Here is a 17,135-nt window from a genome sequence, read left to right as displayed (position 1 = left end):
GCCAGCTGGGGGTCGGACACGGTTAGGGACGGCGGCATCTGGAGGCCTCTGGATCAGTGAATACGGGCCTACCACGCTATCAGACCGCCGTCGCGATTTCATGCAGCGTTGCCGAAAGGACACGAATGACGGCAGTGCCAGGCGCTGCGCCATTGATCACCTGTCTGTGCGGGTGGCGACAAGCGTTCGGGGGCTGCCGATCCGGCGCGCTTTAAGCCCGCCTTAAGCCGGCGTGCGCACGATGCCGCCGCCGATCTTAAATGGTCATCAGCAGTGGGCGGCCTGCGGCCATGCGTATTCGTGCGCCGCTATCGTGCGCTGTGGTGTACTCGTCGGCTTGCGCCATAGTAGCGATAAAATATGACGAACCCCTCTCCAGAAAGCGACCCAGAGCATGAGCACTCGCGTGGAAAACCCGGAAATCTCCTTCGATGACCCCGGCCGGCACGCGATGGCGCAGCGCTGTACGTGGGTCAGCGTGCTGGTCAACGTCCTGTTGACTGCGGCGCAGGTGGTCGCCGGAATCATTGCCAACTCGCAAGCGCTGATCGCCGACGGAATGCATTCACTGTCCGATCTGGTGTGCGACTTTCTGGTCCTCTTTGCCGCGCATCACAGCAAGGACCCGGCCGACGAAAGCCACCCCTATGGTCATGCGCGTATCGAAACGGCTGCCTCGTTCGCCCTGGGGGCGATTCTGGCCGTGACCGGCGCCGCCATCATCTGGAGCGCCGCGATCAAGCTGCAGGACCTGAGCAATCTGCCGCCGGTGGCGCCGCTCGCGCTATGGGCGGCGTGCGCGGCATTGATCGCCAAGGAGGGCCTGTTCCGCTACATGCTGCATGTCGGCGAGCGCTTGCGCTCGCCGATGCTGATCGCCAATGCCTGGCATGCACGTTCCGACGCTGCTTCTTCGCTGGTGGTCGCGGTGGGCATCGGCGGAAACCTGATGGGCTTCGTTTTCGCCGACTCGATTGCCGCGGTGATCGTTGGCTTCATGATCGTCCGGATGGGGGTGGTGTTCTCCTGGGAAGCGCTTCAGGAACTGATCGACACCGGACTATCGGTGGAAGAGGTCGACAGCATTCGCCAGGTGATCGTCGACACGCCGGGGGTCGGCAGCCTGCATGAGTTGCGCACCCGCCGCATGGCGCATCGGTCCCTGGTCGATGCGCACGTCTGCGTAAACCCGCGGATCAGCGTTTCGGAGGGCCACCGCATCGCCGAAACGACCCGCAAGCGCGTACTCGACAGCCATCCCTCGGTGTCTGACGTGTTGGTGCATGTCGATGTCGAAGACGACCTGGACCACGACAGCAAGAGCCAGAGCCTGCCCGATCGAAGCGTGCTGGTGAGTCATCTGGCGCCCGTGCTGGCCGGTCTGCCGGAGCCGCATCGCGTTGTCCTGCACTATCTCAACGGGCGCGTCGAGGCCGAGGTCTTTCTCCCTTTTGACGCGCTCGCGGACTCTGCCCTGATCGACCGCGCGAAACGCGACTTTGCCGAGTGCCTGCGAGCCCATCCGCTGCTCCGCTCGCTGTCGATCAACTATCGCCAGCGGGTGTTGCCGGTGCAGAGCGACTGAGTCGTGCCGGGAAAGCTCGCTCGGTCGCGGTTGCGGGCGGTACCCGCGCCGCCGGTCGTCGTGCGGCCTCTGCGGATTTTTGGCGCGTGCTATAATCCCGTTCTTTTTCAAGGCTTGCGAGGCACAAGATGTTTTCGGCAAACGACACCCTGGCGAAAGTGGATCCGGAGATCTGGCAGGCGATCGAAAACGAGAATCGCCGCCAGGAAGAACACATCGAACTGATCGCTTCGGAGAATTATGTCAGCCATGCGGTGATGGCCGCGCAGGGCTCGCAACTGACCAACAAGTACGCCGAAGGCTACCCCGGCAGGCGTTATTACGGCGGCTGCGAGTACGTCGACGTTGCCGAGCAACTGGCGATCGCTCGCTTGAAGAAGTTGTTTGCCGCCGAAGCGGCGAACGTCCAGCCGAATTCGGGATCGCAGGCCAACCAGGCGGTGTTGATGGCCTTCGCCAAGCCCGGCGACACGATCATGGGGATGAGTCTGGCCGAAGGGGGGCACCTGACGCACGGGATGCCGCTCAACATGTCGGGCAAGTGGTTCAAGGTCGTCGCTTATGGTCTCGACCAGCACGAAGCGATCGATTACGACAAGATGGAAGCGCTGGCTCGCGAACACCAGCCGCGGATCATCATCGCCGGCGCCTCGGCGTACTCCCTGCGCATCGACTTCGAGCGCTTCGCACGCGTGGCCCGGGAAATCGGCGCGATTTTCATGGTCGACATGGCGCACTACGCGGGCCTGATCGCCGCCGGTTGCTACCCGAACCCGGTGCCGCACGCCGACGTGGTGACTTCGACCACGCACAAGACCCTGCGCGGTCCGCGCGGTGGCGTCATCCTGATGAAGGCCGAGCACGAGAAAGCGATCAACTCGGCCGTTTTCCCCGGCCTGCAGGGCGGTCCGCTGATGCACGTGATCGCCGGCAAGGCGGTTGCTTTCAAGGAGGCGCTGACGCCCGCGTTTGCCAAGTACCAGGAGCAGGTCCTGGCCAACGCGCGCGTCCTGTCGCGGGTGCTGGCCGAGGAACGCGGCATGCGCATCGTCTCGGGCCGTACTGAATCGCACGTCTTCCTGGTCGACCTGCGGGCCAAGAACATCACCGGCAAGGAAGCCGAGGCCGCACTCGGCGCGGCGCACATCACGGTCAACAAGAATGCCATCCCGAACGACCCCCAGAAACCCTTCGTCACTTCCGGGATCCGTATCGGTTCGCCGGCGATGACCACCCGCGGCTTCACCGAGATCGAGTCCGAACTGGTCGCCCACCTGATTGCCGACGTGCTCGACGCACCCGGCGACGAAGCGGTGCTGAGCCGTGTGCGCGCCGAAGGCGCCGCACTGTGCAGGAAGTTCCCGGTCTACGGTGGCCGGGCGGGATGAAATGCCCGTTCTGCGGTGCCGACGAAACAACCGTCGCCGACACCCGGATCAACGATGACGGTGACCTCGTCCGCCGCAGGCGGCGCTGTCTGAAGTGCGACAAGCGGTTCACGACGTACGAGCGCGCCGAACTGCGCATGCCGCAAGTGATCAAGAAGAATGGCTCGCGGGTTGGCTTCGACCCCGAGAAGCTTGCCGCCAGCCTCTGGCTGGCGCTGCGCAAGCGACCGGTGGGTACGGCGGCCGTCGAGGCGGCGATTGCCCGCATCGAGGAAAAGCTGCTGGCGCTCGGCGAGCGCGAACTGGCGTCAGAGAAGATCGGCGAGATGGTTATGCTCGAGTTGAAGAAACTCGACAAGGTGGCCTACGTACGCTTCGCCTCGGTCTATCGCAATTTCGAGGACGTAGACGAGTTTTCCAAGCTGATTCGCGAAGTCTCTCGTTCGCCACAGAAACTGGGCCGTTGAGGTCGCCGGTGTTCAGCGCCGCCGATCATCAATCGATGGCGCGGGCGCTTTCTCTCGCCGAACTCGGCCTCCATACCACCACTCCTAATCCGCGGGTCGGCTGCGTCATCGTCCAGGATGGCCAGACCGTCGGCGAGGGCTGGCATCGCCGCGCCGGTGAGCCGCATGCCGAGGTGCACGCCCTGCAGCGCGCCGGCGCGCGCGCGCGCGGGGCCACCGCTTACGTCACGCTCGAACCCTGCAGTCACCATGGTCGCACCCCACCCTGCACGGAAGCGCTGCTGAGCGCCGGCATCGGACGGGTCGTCGTAGCCATTCAGGATCCCAATCCGCTGGTCGGCGGGCAGGGGCTGGCACGCTTGCGCGCTGCCGGAGTGCTGGTGCAGTGCGGGTTGCTCGAGGCCGAGGCGCGCGAAATCAACATCGGCTTCGTTGCGCGCATGACGCGTTCCCGGCCGTGGCTGCGCATCAAGCTGGCCGCCAGCCTGGACGGCAAGACGGCGCTGCGCAATGGCGCCAGCCAGTGGCTGACCAGTCCGGCCGCCCGGCAGGACGGGCATCGCTGGCGGGCTCGCGCCTGCGCCATCCTGACCGGCATCGGCACCGTTCGCAGCGACGATCCGCAGCTCAATGTGCGCGGCGTCGACGGGGTGGACGGACCGGCCGGGCCAGTCGATGCACGGCAACCGCTGAAGGTCGTCGTCGATGGTCGGCTTGAGTTGTCACCCGCCGCCAGGATTCTGCAGGCCGGCGATGTTCTGGTTGCCGCCGCCGTTGATCACCGCAGCAGGATCGTTGCTCTCGAACAGCGCGGCGCCGAAGTCGCCTTGCTGCCGGGGCCGGATGGACGCGTCGATCTGGCGGCATTGCTCGGCGATCTCGCGCGGCGCGGCATCAACGAGGTGCACGCCGAGGCCGGATTCGGACTCAGCGGCTCGCTGCTCGGTGCTGGTCTGGTCGACGAACTGTTGCTCTACCTGGCGCCCTGTCTGCTTGGTGATGCGGCGCAAGGGATGTTCGACCTGCCGGCGCTGGAGTCGCTGGCCGGCAAGCGTCCTCTGGTGATCCGCGACCTGCGCTGCATCGGTCCCGACCTGCGCCTGCTGGCTCGCTTCAGCTGACGCTGCCGAGCGCGCAAACCGGGCACGACGGGTCCTGACCAAACTTCACGCTGCGCCAATCCATCGACAGGCCGTCGAGCAGCCACAGACGGCCAAGATTCGTTTCGCCGGCGCCGGCGATCAGCTTCAGTGCTTCGGCGGCCTGCATCGCGCCGATGATCCCGGTGAGCGGCGCGAATACCCCCATTACCGCGCAGCGCACCTCGTCGACATCGCCTCCTTCCGGGAACAGGCAGTGGTAGCAAGGTGTGCCGTGCTGGCGGCTGTCGAACACCGCGAGCTGCCCGGCAAAGCGGATCGCCGCCCCGGAAACCAGCGGTGTGCGGTGGCTGACGCACGCCCGATTGACCGCGTGCCGGGTCGCGAAGTTGTCGCAGCAATCGAGAACCACGTCGGCGTCGGCAACCTGCGCGGCCAGCGCTTCGCCGGCCAGGCGGCTGGCAATCGCATCGACGCGCACTTCTGGGTTGATCTGTCGCAACGCGACCTGACCCGAGCGGGCCTTCAACTCGCCGATCCGTTCGTGGGTGTGCAGGATCTGGCGCTGCAGGTTGGTCAGGTCCACCGTGTCGCCGTCGGCCAGGGTGATCCGTCCGACGCCGGCCGACGCGAGATAAAGCGCCGCCGGTGAGCCAAGGCCGCCGGCACCGATGACCAGCGCCCTGGCGTTCACCATCCGCTGCTGCCCTTCGATGCCGATCTCGTCAAGCAGGATGTGGCGGCTGTAGCGCAGCAACTGCTCGTCGTTCATCGGCACAAAGCTACTTGTACTCTCGCCACTCCGGTGGCGTATCGTCGTGGTCGCCATGCGGATGGCGTTCCCAGGCGTGAGTGTAAGCTTCGGACTGCGAGCGTTTCATCGGCCTGACCGGTGCGTCGAGGTTATGCAACTGGGTCTCTTCGACGTAGTAGATCAGCGCCCGCATCATCTTGCTCATCAGCGTATTGTCGAGGTGGTAGCCTTTGTCTTCCAGCGTGCTTTCGAGTTCTTCCAGGCTGTGCTGGTGAAGATCGTAGGCGACGCCGACGGCGCGCGCCTGATCACGCCTTTCGACCTCCAGCTCCTCGATCTGGCCGAGGCAGGCGGCAGCTTCCGGTACCTGGTCCGGCGGAAACTTGGCAAACAGGATGCTCCGCTCCTTGCGGATTGGCGCTACCTTGCGTGCTGTTCCAGCCGGGCGCTTCATTCAACTTTTCTCCCTCGGAGAGGAAGGTCAACGGCTACTGCGCATGATCTGCATGCCCTTGAGCAGGTTCAGCGCCTGATTCAACTGATAGTCCTTTTTCGAAGCCAGTTCGCGGCTCGGCAGCTCGGAGGACTCGTCGCCATCGTCCTTGGGTGCGTTGCTCTTCGGCTTGGCCGGCACCGGTGCCTTGCTGGTGGGCTTGACAGGTGCTTCCTTGGCTGCTGCGGAATCCTTGTCCGCGTCGGTGTTGTTCTCGAGGTGGTGATCGAGGTTGGCCTCGCGCAAGCGCTGGGTCGAGCTGCCGTTGGCGCTTTCCTCGGCGACGATGTCCGGGACGATGCCTTTGGCCTGGATCGAACGGCCCGATGGCGTGAAGTAGCGTGCGGTGGTCAGCTTGATGGCGGTGTTTCCGGGCAAGGGCAGTACCGTCTGTACGGAGCCCTTGCCGAAGGTTGTGGTGCCGAGGACGACGGCGCGCTTGTGGTCCTGCAACGCGCCAGCGACGATTTCGGACGCCGACGCGGAGCCACCGTTGACCAGCACCACCATCGGCACCGTACGCGCCTGCGGCGGCAGTCTCTTGAGGTAATCGTCCCGGCTGCCACGCAGATAGTCTGCGGGCGAGGCGTTGAATTCGTGCTTGGAATCGGGGGCGCGTCCGTCGGTCGAGGTGACCAGCGCATCCGGCGGCAAGAACGCCGCGGAAACGCCGACGGCGCTGTTCAGCAGACCGCCTGGGTCGTTGCGCAGATCCAGTACCAGACCCTTGAGCGGGCCGGGCTTCATCAGGTCGTTGAGGTGCTTGACCACTGCTGCGCCGGTGTTCTCCTGGAAGGAGGTGATGCGCAGGTAGCCGTAGCCGTCCTCGACCAGCTTCGACTTGACGCTCTGGACCTTGATCACTTCGCGCGTCAGCGTGATATCCAGCGGCTTGGCTTCACCCTTGCGGAGAATCGACAGGCGGATCTGGGACTTGGGCTTGCCGCGCATGCGCTTGACGGCTTCACTCAGGGTCAGCCCCTTGACCAGAGTGTCGTCGATCTTGAAGATCAGGTCGCCCGGTTTGACGCCGGCGCGGTCGGCCGGGGTATCCTCGATTGGCGATACGACCTTGACCAATCCGTCTTCCATCCCGACTTCGATGCCGATGCCGCCGAACTCGCCCTGCGTGCCGACCTGCAAGTCCTTGAAAGCGTCGGCGTCGAGGTAGGTCGAATGAGGATCCAGGTTGGAGAGCATGCCGCTGATCGCATGTGTAATCAGTTTCTTGTCGTCGACCGGCTCGACATAGCCCTTCTTGATCGCATTGAACACCTCGGCGAAAGTGCGCAACTCTTCAACGGGCAGGCCGACGCGCGGCTCCTTGTCGGCCAGCGCCGAAAACTGCAGGCTGAGCAGAATGCCACCAAGCAATCCGGCGCAAACCAGCCCGGCCTGTTTCAACTTACCCATTTGCCTCACTCCGTGCGCAGCCCTATTTGCCGTTGATCCACGCCAGTGGGTCAAGAGGCTTCCCTTGATGACGAATTTCGAAGTATAAACCGGATTCCGCATTGCCACCGGTGTTGCCGACAGTGGCAACGTTTTCACCACCGCGCACCTCGTCACCGACCTGCTTGAGCAGTGAATCGTTGTAGGCGTAGATCGACAGATAGTCGCTGCCGTGGTCGACGATCAGCAGATTGCCGAAACCGCGCATCCATTCGGCAAAGACCACCCGGCCGCCGGCGATGCTCCTGACTTCGCTGCCCGCGCCGGCGCGGATGAATAGCCCCTTCCAGGTGCTGCCTTCCTGTCGCGGGCTGCCGAACCGGTTGGCTACCGAACCCCTCGTTGGCAGGCGCAGCGTGCCTTTCATTCTTGCCAGATTGGCGGCGGCGGGGGCATCCGGTGCTGGCTCCCGGCGAGGTTCCGGTGCCGGCGGCCGGGCTCTTGGCGCTTCCTCGGGGCTAGGCGCAACCGGCGGCGATGGCTTCTGCGGGACCGTTTCCTGTCGTGCCCGCTCGCGCTGCGCCAACGCTTTTTGCAGCAGTTCCTTGCGCATCGCCTCCTTCTCGGCCAATTGCTTCTGCGCCAGTTCTTGGCGCTCCGCCTCGCGGCGAGCTTCGCGGGCTTCGGCCGCCTTGGCAGCGATGACCTTCGCCAGGCGCTCGACCAGTTCTGTCAGGCGTTTCTCGTCACGCTGGAGACTGCCGATTTCGCGCCGCTGGGTGGCGATCTGTTCCGATATCTTGTCGAGTGTCGCCTGACGCTGTGCGCGCTGGGCAAGCAGTCTGGCGTGTTCTTCCTTCTGCCTGCTTTCGGCGATGGCCAGTTGCGCCGCCTGTTGCCGGCTGTCGGCGGTCAGCGCCTTCTGACGGCTCAGGCTGGCTTCGATCCCGAGCAGAAGTTCGCTGCGCGCTCGTCCAATCGCCTCCAGGTAATGCAGGTCGCGTGCCACCTGATGCGGGTCGCCGCCGTTGAGCAACAGCCGCAGGGGGTCAGGGTTGCCGCGCAGGTACTGTCGATAGAGCAGCTTTGCCAGCTGCGCCTGTTGCGCACTCAGCCGCTGCTCCAGCGCGGCCGACTGCTGATCCAGATCCTTGAGCATCGCTTGTTGCTTTTCGATCTGCGCGGTCAGCTGGCGCAGGTCGCGCTGCGCAGACGAGATGGTCCGGTCGGCGTCCTTCAACTGATCCAGCGAATCCCTACGCGAACCTTCTGCGGCGGTCATTTCCCGGCGCAGCGTTTCGATCTGGGCGCGCAGCGACTTCAGGTCGGTCTGCTTTTCGGCGACGTCGCTCGACGACGCGCCGTCGGTTTCCTTGCCGTTGGCGCCGTGGTCTGGCATCACCAGCACGGCGGCGAGAGAGGCGATAGCCAGTGCGCGCACAACGTTGCAGCGCTGTCGTTCCATCAGTCTCGCGGGTGGGCCCCGGCGTCTCCGGGCGAGTTCCGGTGGGGTGTCGCCGAGGGGGTTTGCGGTGTTCTTGGTCAATGCGCTGCAGAGGCCTTGCAGAAACGTGGGTTGGCTGGCCGGGACGGCAGCTGCGGGCGGTGGCGGTCAGCTTGCCGGGGTGTGCAGCACACGCCGTCAGTCGGGGTTTTGTCTTATAATGGCGGATTATATGATAAACGACGAGTCTGGCGCAGCGTGCCCATCCGGACCAGCATCATCGACAAGCAGGAGCACATCGAACAGGCAGCACGGGCGCTGAAGTCGATCTCGCATCCCTTGCGCCTGAAGATCCTCTGTGTCATTGGCGATCAGGATGCTTGCGTGCAAGAGATCGTCGACGCGGTTGGTACTTCGCAAAGCAACATTTCCCAACATCTTGCAATCCTCCGCGAAAAGGGCGTGTTGCTCGCACGCAAGGACGCCAACCGGGTTTACTATCGCGTTGGTGATGCCCGTACGCTGCAGTTGATCGGCATGATGCGCGAGGTTTTCTGCGGCGACTAGGGGTCTTTCCTGGTCGTTGTCCGGCCGGTACCTGCAGGCCGATGGCGTCCGGGTCTGGCCGCGCTTGCCGCATCAATTTCTGGAGCTTCGATTGGAATTCATACAGCAGAACCTTCTTCTGGTGGCCGTCGCCGTGGTCAGCGGCTCTTTGCTGCTGGGCCTTTCGATCCGTCGCCCGGGTGGCTCACGATCGGTGACGCCGGCGCAGGCAACGATGCTGATCAACCGCGAGAATGCGCAGTTGCTCGATATTCGTGAGCCGAATGAGTACGTCGCCGGACACCCTGCCGATTCTCGCAACATTCCGTCAGGATCGCTTGATGAACGCGCTGGCGAACTGGGGCAGTTCAAGGACACCCCGTTGATTCTGATCTGCCAGTCAGGCGCGCGTTCGTCCGCCGCCTGCAGCAAGCTGGCCAAGCTGGGCTTTGCCAAGCTGCACACCCTTGACGGTGGCGTTGCGGCGTGGGTCGAGGCTGGCCTGCCGCTGAAGAAGGGGGCGCGCAAGTGAGCGCCGCACCGCGCGTGCTGATGTACTCGACTGGCGTTTGCCCGTTTTGCACTCGCGCGGAGCAGTTGCTGCACGCCCGTGGGGTCGCCGCGATCGAGAAGGTTCGCATCGACCTCGATCCGCAGCGCCGTACCGAGATGGTCGCCAGGACCACCCGGCGGACCGTGCCGCAGATCTATATCGGTGACACGCACGTCGGCGGTTTCGACGATCTGCTGGCGTTTGATCGTGCAGGCAAGTTGTTACCCCTGCTCGCGGGTGACAGCGTCTGACAGTTGTCCTCCGAGCTTCATTGTCGATCCGCTTTTATTGTCAATCCCATTCCAAGTGACCGAGAACTTACCATGAGCGAACAAGAGAACCCCGTATTTGCGATCGAGAAGATCTACATCAAGGACCTCTCTGTTGAGGTGCCAAACGCCCCGCAGATTTTTCTCGACCGCGAGACGCCAAACGTCAGCATCCAGTTGCAGACCAAGGCGCTGGGCATTGGCGAAGGGATCTTCGAGGTGACCCTGACCGCCACCGTTACCTCGAAGCTCGGAGAAAAGACCGTTTTTCTGGTCGAAGTCGGTCAGGCAGGGATCTTCCGCGTCCAGAACGTGCCCAGCGAGAACATGGATCCCTTGCTGTCGATTGCCTGCCCGAACATCCTTTACCCCTACGCTCGCGAAGTCGTTTCCGACACCGTGACCCGTGCCGGCTTTGCGCCGGTAATGCTCCAGCCGGTCAATTTCGAAGCGCTGTACATGTCACGCCTTCAACAGCAAGAGGCGGCGAAAGATGCGCCAGGCGAGTCGACCATCCAGTAGCGGGAAGCAGGCCAGCAAGCGGGCCTGCCGATGAAACGATTCCTCACCTTGTTGCTGGTCGCGGGATGCGCCGCGCCGGCGCTGGCGATCGAGTACCGGCGCGTCGATACGGCGACGATTCTCTACGATGCCCCTTCGCAAAGGGGTAGCAAGCTTTTCGTCATCAAGCGCGGCACGCCGGTCGAATTGATCGTCCATCTCGAAGGCTGGGCCAAGGTGCGCGATGCCGAGGGCGGCCTGGCTTGGCTTGAGACCAGGTATCTCGGCAGCCAGCGCGCGGTGATTGTCACGGTAGCGCGGGCGCAGGTCCGCCAGACCGGCGACGAGGCGGCAGCGGTGGTTTTCGAAGCCGAGAAGAACGTAGTGCTGGACTACCTTGAAGCGGCACCCGGCGGCTGGGTACGGGTGCGTCATCGCGACGGACCGTCGGGGTTCGTACGCGCCGATCAGGTGTGGGGAATCTGAGCGGCGATGAAACTGACGGTAGTCGGGGCAGGCGCGTGGGGTAGCGCGTTGGCCATCGCTTTCAGTGGCCGGCATGTGGTCACCCTGTGGGCGCGCCAGGCCGAGGTCAGGCGCGTCTTGCGCGAGGACCGTGAAAACCCTCGTTTTCTGCCCGGCCAGCGCTTTCCCGAAACGCTGCGGATCGCCGACGATTTCGCCGTTGCGGTTGCCGATGCCGACCTGCTGCTTATTGCGACGCCGCTCGCCGGCTTGCGGCCGACGCTGTGCCTGCTGCGCGATGCCGACCTGGTGCGCCCGCTGCTCTGGGCGTGCAAGGGTCTGGAGGCGGAAACGGCCCGGTTGCCACATCAGGTCGTCGCTGACGTCCTCGGCGCGCAAGCGCTGTGTGGCGCCGTGTCGGGCCCCAGCTTCGCCGACGAAGTGGCCCGCGGTCTGCCGACGGCGGTTACGCTGGCGGCCAACGACGCCGCTTTCGCGCAGCGCACAGCGCTCGCCCTGCACAGTCCGCGCTTGCGCATCTATGCCAGCGACGACCTGCCGGGTGTCGAGGTCGGCGGCGCGGTGAAGAACGTCATGGCCATCGCCACCGGCGTCTGTGATGGCCTCGGCCTCGGCCTCAATGCGCGCGCGGCCCTGATCACCCGCGGTCTGGCCGAAATGGCGCGCTTCGGCGTGGCGCTGGGCGGCCAGGCGCAAACTTTCATGGGGCTGGCCGGAATGGGCGACCTGATTCTCACCTGCACCGGTGATTTGTCGCGGAATCGACGTGTCGGGCTGGGATTGGCCAGCGGCAAGACCCTGCCGCAGATCCTTCTCGACCTCGGGCATGTCGCCGAGGGAGTGAGCACGACGCGCGCGGTCGCTGGCCTGGCGAGCCGGCTGCGGATCGACATGCCGATCACGCAGGCCGTCGACGCCATTCTCTACGACGGTGAACCGGTGGCGTCTGCGGTCGACAAGTTGTTGAGCAGGGACCCGAAAAGCGAGGCGAACTAAGCCCGTTCCCGCGACTCCTCGGGAGACGGTCCAAGCGACCGGATCGGGTTTGCCGGCAGCCTAAGGTGTGCCGCCGCGCGCCGGGCACGCAACTTTATCGCCAAAGGGACCTCTGATAGCCCTTCAGATGGTCGCTCGCGTTTGTCAGCCGCTTGCTGCCGGTGTGCGTTCTGGGTCCACGGAGACGACTAGGCCGGGCCAGGCCACAAGACCGAAACCTGAAGCTCTTATGATCCATTCCAGCGCCGTCCGGTGACGGTGCGCAGCGGTGACCACGGACTTCCACGCTTGCTCGCCTGGCGCGAGCAGGCAGCGCCTGCGCTCCGGGGCGGCGAAAGCGCCCGGTCGGTGGATTGTCCGGTGTTTTTCAAACTTAACTGGCGATGATCCGGTACGAATATTGCTTCAATGCTGACGTACCAAGCCATCGTCGGAGGTAAGCAAACGATGTCCAGGAAACTGTTTTCTCGTCACTCGATTGGCGGCCAGCTGCTGCCGAACCGCGTCGTCATGGCGCCAATGAACCGCAACCGCGCTACCGACTGGCAGCTCGCCCCGCGCGCCATTACCGCCAAATACTATGCGCAGCGCGCCTCGGCCGGGCTGATCATCGCCGAAGGCACGCCGGTCTCGCCGCAGGCTCGCGGCTGTGCCCGCACGCCTGGCATCTACAGCGGCGCGCAGGTGGCCGGCTGGAGAAGGGTCACCAAAGCGGTGCATCACGCCGGTGGCCGCATCTATCTTCAGCTCTGGCATGTCGGGCGGGTGGGTCATTGCAGCCTTCGTGCCGATGGCTCGCCACCGGTGGGACCAACCGCGAGAGGTCTGCACACTGACCGGGTTCCGATCCTCGACGGCAGCGAGCCGGTGATGGTGCGCTGCGATCAGCCGCGCGGGCTGGCGACCGAGGAAGTGCGGCTGATCGTCGCCGACTTCGTTCAGGCCGCGCGCAATGCGATGGCAGCTGGCTTCGACGGCGTCGAGATCCACGCTGCGAATGGCTATCTGTTCGACCAGTTCCGCTGTCCCTACGTGAACGACCGCGCCGACGAGTACGGCGGCACCCTGTCCAATCGCTGCCGTTTTCTCCTGGAAACGGTGCGGTCCGTTGCCGACGCGATCGGCAGCGCACGCGTCGGGGTCCGCATCTCGCCGTTGGGTACGGCGCACGAGATGCAGCCAGACCCGGACCCGCTGGTGACCTACGGTTATCTGGCCAGTTGCCTGAAGCGGCTGCGGATCGGGCATCTGCACGTCTATGACCAGGACGGGAACTGGATTCACGATCCGGATGGGGACCTGCTGCCGCACCTGCGGGCCTGCTTCTCGGGGACGCTGATCCTGTGTGGCGGCTTCGACCGTGAGCGCGCGGAGGCAGCGCTGCGCGCCTGCCGCGGCGACCTGATCGCCTTCGGCAAGCACTTCATAGCCAATCCTGACTTGGTGCAGCGCTTGCGCATCGGGGCGCCGCTGGCGCACTGGAATTCGACAACGATCTACAAGGGTGGTGCGAAGGGTTACATCGACTACCCGGCTCTCGACGAGGCCGCGATCGCTGCCGCGTGAGGGCCAACCACTCTGAAGCGGTGGCGGCGGCTGCCGTGAAAGCGCCGGCGGCTCGCGCCGGCGCGCTCAATCACCGATGATCAGGACCGTACTTCCCTTGCGATTGGCGAACTGGCTGAGCACCCGCTTGTGCTGCTGCGTCATCCACTGCTGTAGCGCTGGGTCATCGGCTTTCCCTTGCATGACGAAATAACGAAACGCCTGCGACTGCTGGCCGAGGAGCAGTTGTTCACGGGCCGGGCCGACCATCGGAAAGCCTCTGCCGGCGTGATAGGCGATCCGTGGGTCGTCATAATAGATGGCGTCTGACGCTAGCGTATGCTCGGACAGCCAGGCGCTGGCTTCGAGAAAGTGGGTCTTCCTGGCACCGAATGACAGCACGTTGTGCAGCATCACGGCCAGGGCAACGACCACCAGTGCTCGCGACAAGCGCGGAAAGTGCCCGGCAAAGCGCATGCTGCTGATGGTCAGCAAGGGCACCGCCAGCCAATGCAGGAAGCTGACATAGCGTGAGTTGACGAAGCGTTCCTGGACGAAGAACACCAGCAGGATGCAGAAGTACAACAGCCAGGTCCAGGCCAGAGGTCGCAGTTTGCGCCAGTACTCGGCCACCGCCGGCCAGCTGCCTCGGTGCAGCAAGGGCAGCGCGAACGGCCCGCTGAGGGTGATGAACTTGGCCAGGACGGTGCCCGACAAACCAAACAAGACGATCTCCCGTGCATCCTCACCGGAAGATCTGTTCAGGGCAGCGTCTGCGAAGCGACTCGCCATCAGGTCGAAGCGGACCCACAGCTGGTGCGGATTCAGCAAGCCCACGGAATAAGCGATGCGTGGCTGCGAAATTCCGTCTCCGGAGAGCAACAGCAGCACCGATGTCAGCACGGCGGCAACCGGTAACAGATTGATCTGCAACAGCCGTAGCCAGCCGTGGCGGCTGCGCAAGTCCCCCAGCAGACACAGCCCCGGAACCGCGAACAGCATTACTGCTTCAAGACGAAAGAGCGCTGCGCCAGCGATTGCCAGCTGGACCAGCGCAGCCCGCAGCCAGCCGCCACGCTCGAACCAGCGCAGGATCAGCGACAACGCCAGGATGGAAAAGAACCAGAAGCCGAACTCCCGGATGATGTCGTCGCGAAACTGGTTGAACGCGGGCACCGACAAGACCACCAGACAGGCCCAGTAACCGCTGCCAGGCAGCGCTTTCCGGGTGAGCGAGACCAGCAGGGCGCAGCTGCCGGCCATGAACAGGGCGCCCCAAAGGTAGGCGGCGAGTTCCAGCGGCAGGCCAACGAGCCAGTGCGTCCCGGCCAGGAAGATGGCAAACCATGGCCAGGCGTAAATCTCGAACGCCGCTCGCGGGCCATGCGCCAGGAACTGTTGCGCGACATGCAGGTAGAGCGTGCCGTCCCGGCCAACCAGGACTTCGCCGCTGATCGCCACCAGCGACAGGAGGAGGCTCGCCAGAAAGGCGAGGGTGGTAGGCGACAGAAGACGGCCTGGCCATTCGGCAGCGGACGGCTTCCAGGGCGCCGCGAAAGCACCTCCAATCATCGCCGCCAACCCCGGACCAGCAGCCGAATGGCCTTGCGCAGGTAAGTCCAGCGCAAGGCCTGGAGCGGGCTCAAGCGCAGCGCACTCTGGTAGAAGTAGCTGGCGGCCAACCGGTCGCCGGCCAGCAATGCGCCACGAAACAGCGACAAATAGCGCTGCGCCGCGTAGCGTTCGCGCAGCGATTGACATTCGGCCGGCAGGCCGGCAAACACTTCACGGACCATCGTCTCGGCGCGTTCTTCTTCGTTCTGCCGGTCGTGCCGCAGGCTGTCCGCGTGCTTGTGGATCCGCGCCAGCGGCTCGGCCGTGATCGCGACCGGCGCGCTGACCAGCAGGTGGGCGAATACCGGGATGTCCTCGCCGCCCCTGAGATTCTCCGGATAGAGGCGTTGCAGGAGCAGGTCGCGACGAAACAAGGAACAGCCATGCGATACCGAGATGCCCTTGCGCAGCAGGTAGCTCTTGGTCAGCTGCCGTGGCGAGGCGGCCGGAACAGCCTTCGGTACGCGTAACCGTTGGCGACCATCGGCATACACGGAAAGCTGTGCGCCGAGGATCATCCCCGCCGCCGGATATCTGCCAACCAGCTCACGCAGTTTTGGGAGGGCGCCCGGCAACAGCTCGTCGTCGGCGTCCAGCAGCAGCGCGTAGGGCGCTCGCGCCACCCGGATGCCGTGATTACGCGCCGCCGCCGCACCCGCATTGGCCTGCCGCAGCACGATCAGCTGCGGATTACGCGCCGCATACGCCGCCAGTACCTCGAGCGACTCGTCGGTCGAACCGTCATCGACGACGATCACTTCGACGTCTGCAGCTGAAGGAGTCAGCGCGGAATCGAGGGCGCGCGGCAGCAGGTGGGCGTAGTTGTAATTCGGGATGATGACGCTGATCAGCGGCTCGAGTGACCCGGTCATCACCGATCGTCGTCCCGGTCGTTTTCGCCACGTCGAGTGTGCGCCGCGGCGCAGCCTTGCGCGGTGAGCATACTGATGCCGTGCCGGACATCGCCCCCATGAATTCCGACAGGCAAGATTTGCGACCTCTCAGTTGGGAGGCCACCGGGCCCTCCCGGCGGCGATCCGTGCATTTTCCTCGATCTGCACCAACCTGCATAGCCGTCGATGGCCGACCTGAGTTCTGCCGCTGTGTCTCCCGACACTCGTCGCACGATCTCGGCGCTGACCATCGCCGCTTTGTCAGGGAGAAGCACGCGGCGCACTGCGGTAAATTTGTTCTCGTGCTGGGATCAAGGTGATACGTGGCCTGTAGAATTTTTGGTCATGCGCAGGTAGTCGAAGAGCAATCGGATGTTGCGGTTGATCTGGCGCATTTTTTCGGCAATGCTGGTTTTGCCATCGGAGAGGTGGTGCGGGATGCCGACGGCATGGCGGCGCAGGCGTGACATGTTCTCGGGTCCGTGGCCGGCGCGAATGCGACTGCGATCCTCATCGTAGTTCCAGTCGATGACGTAGTGGCAGCGGTTCTCGATCGACCAATGGCCGCGATTGATGGTGAGGAGTTGCTGGGGAGTGGCCTGTTCTGGAGGGCGACTGGTGATCCCGAGAGCGATTTCGCGCGTACGCTTGCCGCTCTTTTTGTGCACCACTTCACGCTCGATCAAGAACACCTGGCCGACATGCGGGAAGTCGAGATAGGCGTTGAGGGCGCTGCTGCACCAAATGCGCCGAGTCTCGATCCGACCATGGTCAGGTGGCGAATCCGCCACGTAGTCTGCCCCCTTCCGGTCTTGGAAGAGGAGCGCGATATCGGCTTGGAGTGTCGGCTGATTGCCTTTTACCGTGAAGTGATAGTGGGCCTTCCGCTCCACCAGGTAGGTCGCCAGCTTGCGCTGTGTCAGCAGCGCGTCGGCGGTGATGTCCTTGCCCTGAATATCGATCGCATAGAGCAGGGGCATGAACAGGCTCTATGTCGTTTCGTGTGGAACGGGCGCTGGTTTTGGCGGTTTGAGTGGGCGGTGATGTCAAGGGCGGACGCAGTCCGGGCGCAGCCGAACCCTTTACATCGCTGCCCGCTCGCTTACGCT

18 protein-coding genes are annotated in these 17,135 nt (G+C 64.2%); 11 read left to right on the top strand and 7 right to left on the bottom strand.

Annotated features, from left to right (window positions below; all coding sequences use genetic code 11):
* Positions 1–394: 394 nt before the first annotated feature.
* From Q1L50_RS05265 to ribD, 4 genes are all read left to right on the top strand, one after another.
* Positions 395–1,585 carry a cation diffusion facilitator family transporter gene (locus tag Q1L50_RS05265; RefSeq protein WP_300336458.1) on the top strand — a complete coding sequence of 397 codons (1,191 nt, stop codon included), beginning with the start codon at positions 395–397 and terminating at the stop codon, positions 1,583–1,585.
* 128 nt (positions 1,586–1,713) lie between these two features.
* On the top strand, positions 1,714–2,973 hold the full coding sequence (gene glyA / locus Q1L50_RS05260; RefSeq protein ID WP_300336456.1) for a serine hydroxymethyltransferase: 1,260 nt from the start codon (positions 1,714–1,716) through the stop codon (positions 2,971–2,973).
* The gene (gene nrdR, locus Q1L50_RS05255; protein WP_300336455.1) at positions 2,970–3,440 is read left to right on the top strand and encodes a transcriptional regulator NrdR; all 471 of its coding nucleotides are present in this window, start codon (positions 2,970–2,972) and stop codon (positions 3,438–3,440) included. Before glyA ends, nrdR begins: the two co-directional genes overlap by 4 nt.
* A 35-nt stretch (positions 3,441–3,475) precedes the next feature.
* The gene (gene ribD, locus Q1L50_RS05250) at positions 3,476–4,561 is read left to right on the top strand and encodes a bifunctional diaminohydroxyphosphoribosylaminopyrimidine deaminase/5-amino-6-(5-phosphoribosylamino)uracil reductase RibD (RefSeq protein WP_300336462.1); all 1,086 of its coding nucleotides are present in this window, start codon (positions 3,476–3,478) and stop codon (positions 4,559–4,561) included.
* On the opposite strand, the gene moeB is transcribed toward ribD, so the two are convergent.
* Genes moeB through Q1L50_RS05230 form a run of 4 tightly spaced genes read right to left on the bottom strand, consistent with a single transcriptional unit; the run spans position 4,554 to position 8,644 of the window.
* Positions 4,554–5,312, bottom strand: a complete 759-nt coding sequence (moeB, locus tag Q1L50_RS05245) for a molybdopterin-synthase adenylyltransferase MoeB (RefSeq protein WP_300336453.1) — start codon at positions 5,310–5,312, stop codon at positions 4,554–4,556. The two genes, ribD and moeB, sit on opposite strands and share 8 nt — an antisense overlap.
* A 10-nt stretch (positions 5,313–5,322) precedes the next feature.
* Entirely contained in the window at positions 5,323–5,748 is a 426-nt protein-coding gene (locus tag Q1L50_RS05240; protein WP_300336452.1) for a hypothetical protein, read from the bottom strand.
* Positions 5,749–5,775: 27 nt separating this feature from the next.
* Complete coding sequence (locus Q1L50_RS05235; protein WP_300336451.1) at positions 5,776–7,200, bottom strand: S41 family peptidase; 1,425 nt, start codon at positions 7,198–7,200, stop codon at positions 5,776–5,778.
* 22 nt (positions 7,201–7,222) lie between these two features.
* A complete protein-coding gene (locus tag Q1L50_RS05230; protein WP_300336449.1) occupies positions 7,223–8,644 on the bottom strand; it encodes a peptidoglycan DD-metalloendopeptidase family protein in 1,422 nt (473 codons plus the stop codon).
* A gap of 237 nt (positions 8,645–8,881) precedes the next feature.
* Here Q1L50_RS05230 and Q1L50_RS05225 point away from each other — a divergent pair, with 237 nt between their 5' ends.
* From Q1L50_RS05225 to Q1L50_RS05195, 7 genes are all read left to right on the top strand, one after another.
* On the top strand, positions 8,882–9,190 hold the full coding sequence (locus tag Q1L50_RS05225) for a metalloregulator ArsR/SmtB family transcription factor (protein ID WP_042335199.1): 309 nt from the start codon (positions 8,882–8,884) through the stop codon (positions 9,188–9,190).
* Between the two features lie 91 nt (positions 9,191–9,281).
* Entirely contained in the window at positions 9,282–9,701 is a 420-nt protein-coding gene (locus Q1L50_RS05220) for a rhodanese-like domain-containing protein (protein WP_300336447.1), read from the top strand.
* Between the two features lie 20 nt (positions 9,702–9,721).
* Positions 9,722–9,973, top strand: a complete 252-nt coding sequence (grxC, locus tag Q1L50_RS05215; protein ID WP_300336460.1) for a glutaredoxin 3 — start codon at positions 9,722–9,724, stop codon at positions 9,971–9,973.
* 72 nt (positions 9,974–10,045) lie between these two features.
* Positions 10,046–10,513 (top strand): protein-export chaperone SecB, encoded by a 468-nt coding sequence (gene secB, locus Q1L50_RS05210; RefSeq protein WP_300336445.1) that lies wholly within the window; start codon positions 10,046–10,048, stop codon positions 10,511–10,513.
* Positions 10,514–10,543: 30 nt separating this feature from the next.
* Positions 10,544–10,978: an SH3 domain-containing protein gene (locus Q1L50_RS05205; protein WP_300336443.1), complete on the top strand. Its 435-nt coding sequence runs from the start codon at positions 10,544–10,546 to the stop codon at positions 10,976–10,978.
* A 6-nt stretch (positions 10,979–10,984) separates the two neighbouring features.
* The gene (locus Q1L50_RS05200) at positions 10,985–11,974 is read left to right on the top strand and encodes an NAD(P)H-dependent glycerol-3-phosphate dehydrogenase (protein WP_300336441.1); all 990 of its coding nucleotides are present in this window, start codon (positions 10,985–10,987) and stop codon (positions 11,972–11,974) included.
* 447 nt (positions 11,975–12,421) lie between these two features.
* Positions 12,422–13,540 (top strand): alkene reductase, encoded by a 1,119-nt coding sequence (locus Q1L50_RS05195; RefSeq protein WP_300336439.1) that lies wholly within the window; start codon positions 12,422–12,424, stop codon positions 13,538–13,540.
* A 66-nt stretch (positions 13,541–13,606) separates the two neighbouring features.
* On the opposite strand, the gene Q1L50_RS05190 is transcribed toward Q1L50_RS05195, so the two are convergent.
* The 3 genes from Q1L50_RS05190 to Q1L50_RS05180 form a co-directional block, all read right to left on the bottom strand.
* Positions 13,607–15,091 carry a hypothetical protein gene (locus Q1L50_RS05190; RefSeq protein WP_300336437.1) on the bottom strand — a complete coding sequence of 495 codons (1,485 nt, stop codon included), beginning with the start codon at positions 15,089–15,091 and terminating at the stop codon, positions 13,607–13,609.
* A complete protein-coding gene (locus tag Q1L50_RS05185; protein ID WP_300336435.1) occupies positions 15,088–16,005 on the bottom strand; it encodes a glycosyltransferase family 2 protein in 918 nt (305 codons plus the stop codon). The genes Q1L50_RS05190 and Q1L50_RS05185 overlap by 4 nt, the downstream gene beginning before the upstream one ends.
* 332 nt (positions 16,006–16,337) lie before the next feature.
* Positions 16,338–17,006, bottom strand: a complete 669-nt coding sequence (locus Q1L50_RS05180; protein ID WP_300336433.1) for an ISAs1 family transposase — start codon at positions 17,004–17,006, stop codon at positions 16,338–16,340.
* Positions 17,007–17,135 lie beyond the last annotated feature (129 nt).

The organism is Accumulibacter sp., from assembly GCF_029255145.1.
Lineage (GTDB): Bacteria > Pseudomonadota > Gammaproteobacteria > Burkholderiales > Rhodocyclaceae > Accumulibacter.
The sequence above is the reverse complement of the archived record's forward strand: the minus strand, read 5'-3'. Positions and strand labels throughout refer to the sequence as shown.

Excerpts from the sequence above, each read along its gene's own strand:
- Q1L50_RS05265 (WP_300336458.1), top strand. The coding sequence starts at position 395 with ATGAGCACTCGCGTGGAAAACCCGGAAATCTCCTTCGATGACCCCGGC.
- glyA (WP_300336456.1), top strand. The coding sequence starts at position 1,714 with ATGTTTTCGGCAAACGACACCCTGGCGAAAGTGGATCCGGAGATCTGG.
- nrdR (WP_300336455.1), top strand. The coding sequence starts at position 2,970 with ATGAAATGCCCGTTCTGCGGTGCCGACGAAACAACCGTCGCCGACACC.
- ribD (WP_300336462.1), top strand. The coding sequence starts at position 3,476 with ATGGCGCGGGCGCTTTCTCTCGCCGAACTCGGCCTCCATACCACCACT.
- moeB (WP_300336453.1), bottom strand. The coding sequence starts at position 5,312 with ATGAACGACGAGCAGTTGCTGCGCTACAGCCGCCACATCCTGCTTGAC.
- Q1L50_RS05240 (WP_300336452.1), bottom strand. The coding sequence starts at position 5,748 with ATGAAGCGCCCGGCTGGAACAGCACGCAAGGTAGCGCCAATCCGCAAG.
- Q1L50_RS05235 (WP_300336451.1), bottom strand. The coding sequence starts at position 7,200 with ATGGGTAAGTTGAAACAGGCCGGGCTGGTTTGCGCCGGATTGCTTGGT.
- Q1L50_RS05230 (WP_300336449.1), bottom strand. The coding sequence starts at position 8,644 with ATGGAACGACAGCGCTGCAACGTTGTGCGCGCACTGGCTATCGCCTCT.
- grxC (WP_300336460.1), top strand. The coding sequence starts at position 9,722 with ATGTACTCGACTGGCGTTTGCCCGTTTTGCACTCGCGCGGAGCAGTTG.
- secB (WP_300336445.1), top strand. The coding sequence starts at position 10,046 with ATGAGCGAACAAGAGAACCCCGTATTTGCGATCGAGAAGATCTACATC.
- Q1L50_RS05205 (WP_300336443.1), top strand. The coding sequence starts at position 10,544 with ATGAAACGATTCCTCACCTTGTTGCTGGTCGCGGGATGCGCCGCGCCG.
- Q1L50_RS05200 (WP_300336441.1), top strand. The coding sequence starts at position 10,985 with ATGAAACTGACGGTAGTCGGGGCAGGCGCGTGGGGTAGCGCGTTGGCC.
- Q1L50_RS05195 (WP_300336439.1), top strand. The coding sequence starts at position 12,422 with ATGTCCAGGAAACTGTTTTCTCGTCACTCGATTGGCGGCCAGCTGCTG.
- Q1L50_RS05190 (WP_300336437.1), bottom strand. The coding sequence starts at position 15,091 with ATGATTGGAGGTGCTTTCGCGGCGCCCTGGAAGCCGTCCGCTGCCGAA.
- Q1L50_RS05185 (WP_300336435.1), bottom strand. The coding sequence starts at position 16,005 with ATGACCGGGTCACTCGAGCCGCTGATCAGCGTCATCATCCCGAATTAC.
- Q1L50_RS05180 (WP_300336433.1), bottom strand. The coding sequence starts at position 17,006 with ATGCCCCTGCTCTATGCGATCGATATTCAGGGCAAGGACATCACCGCC.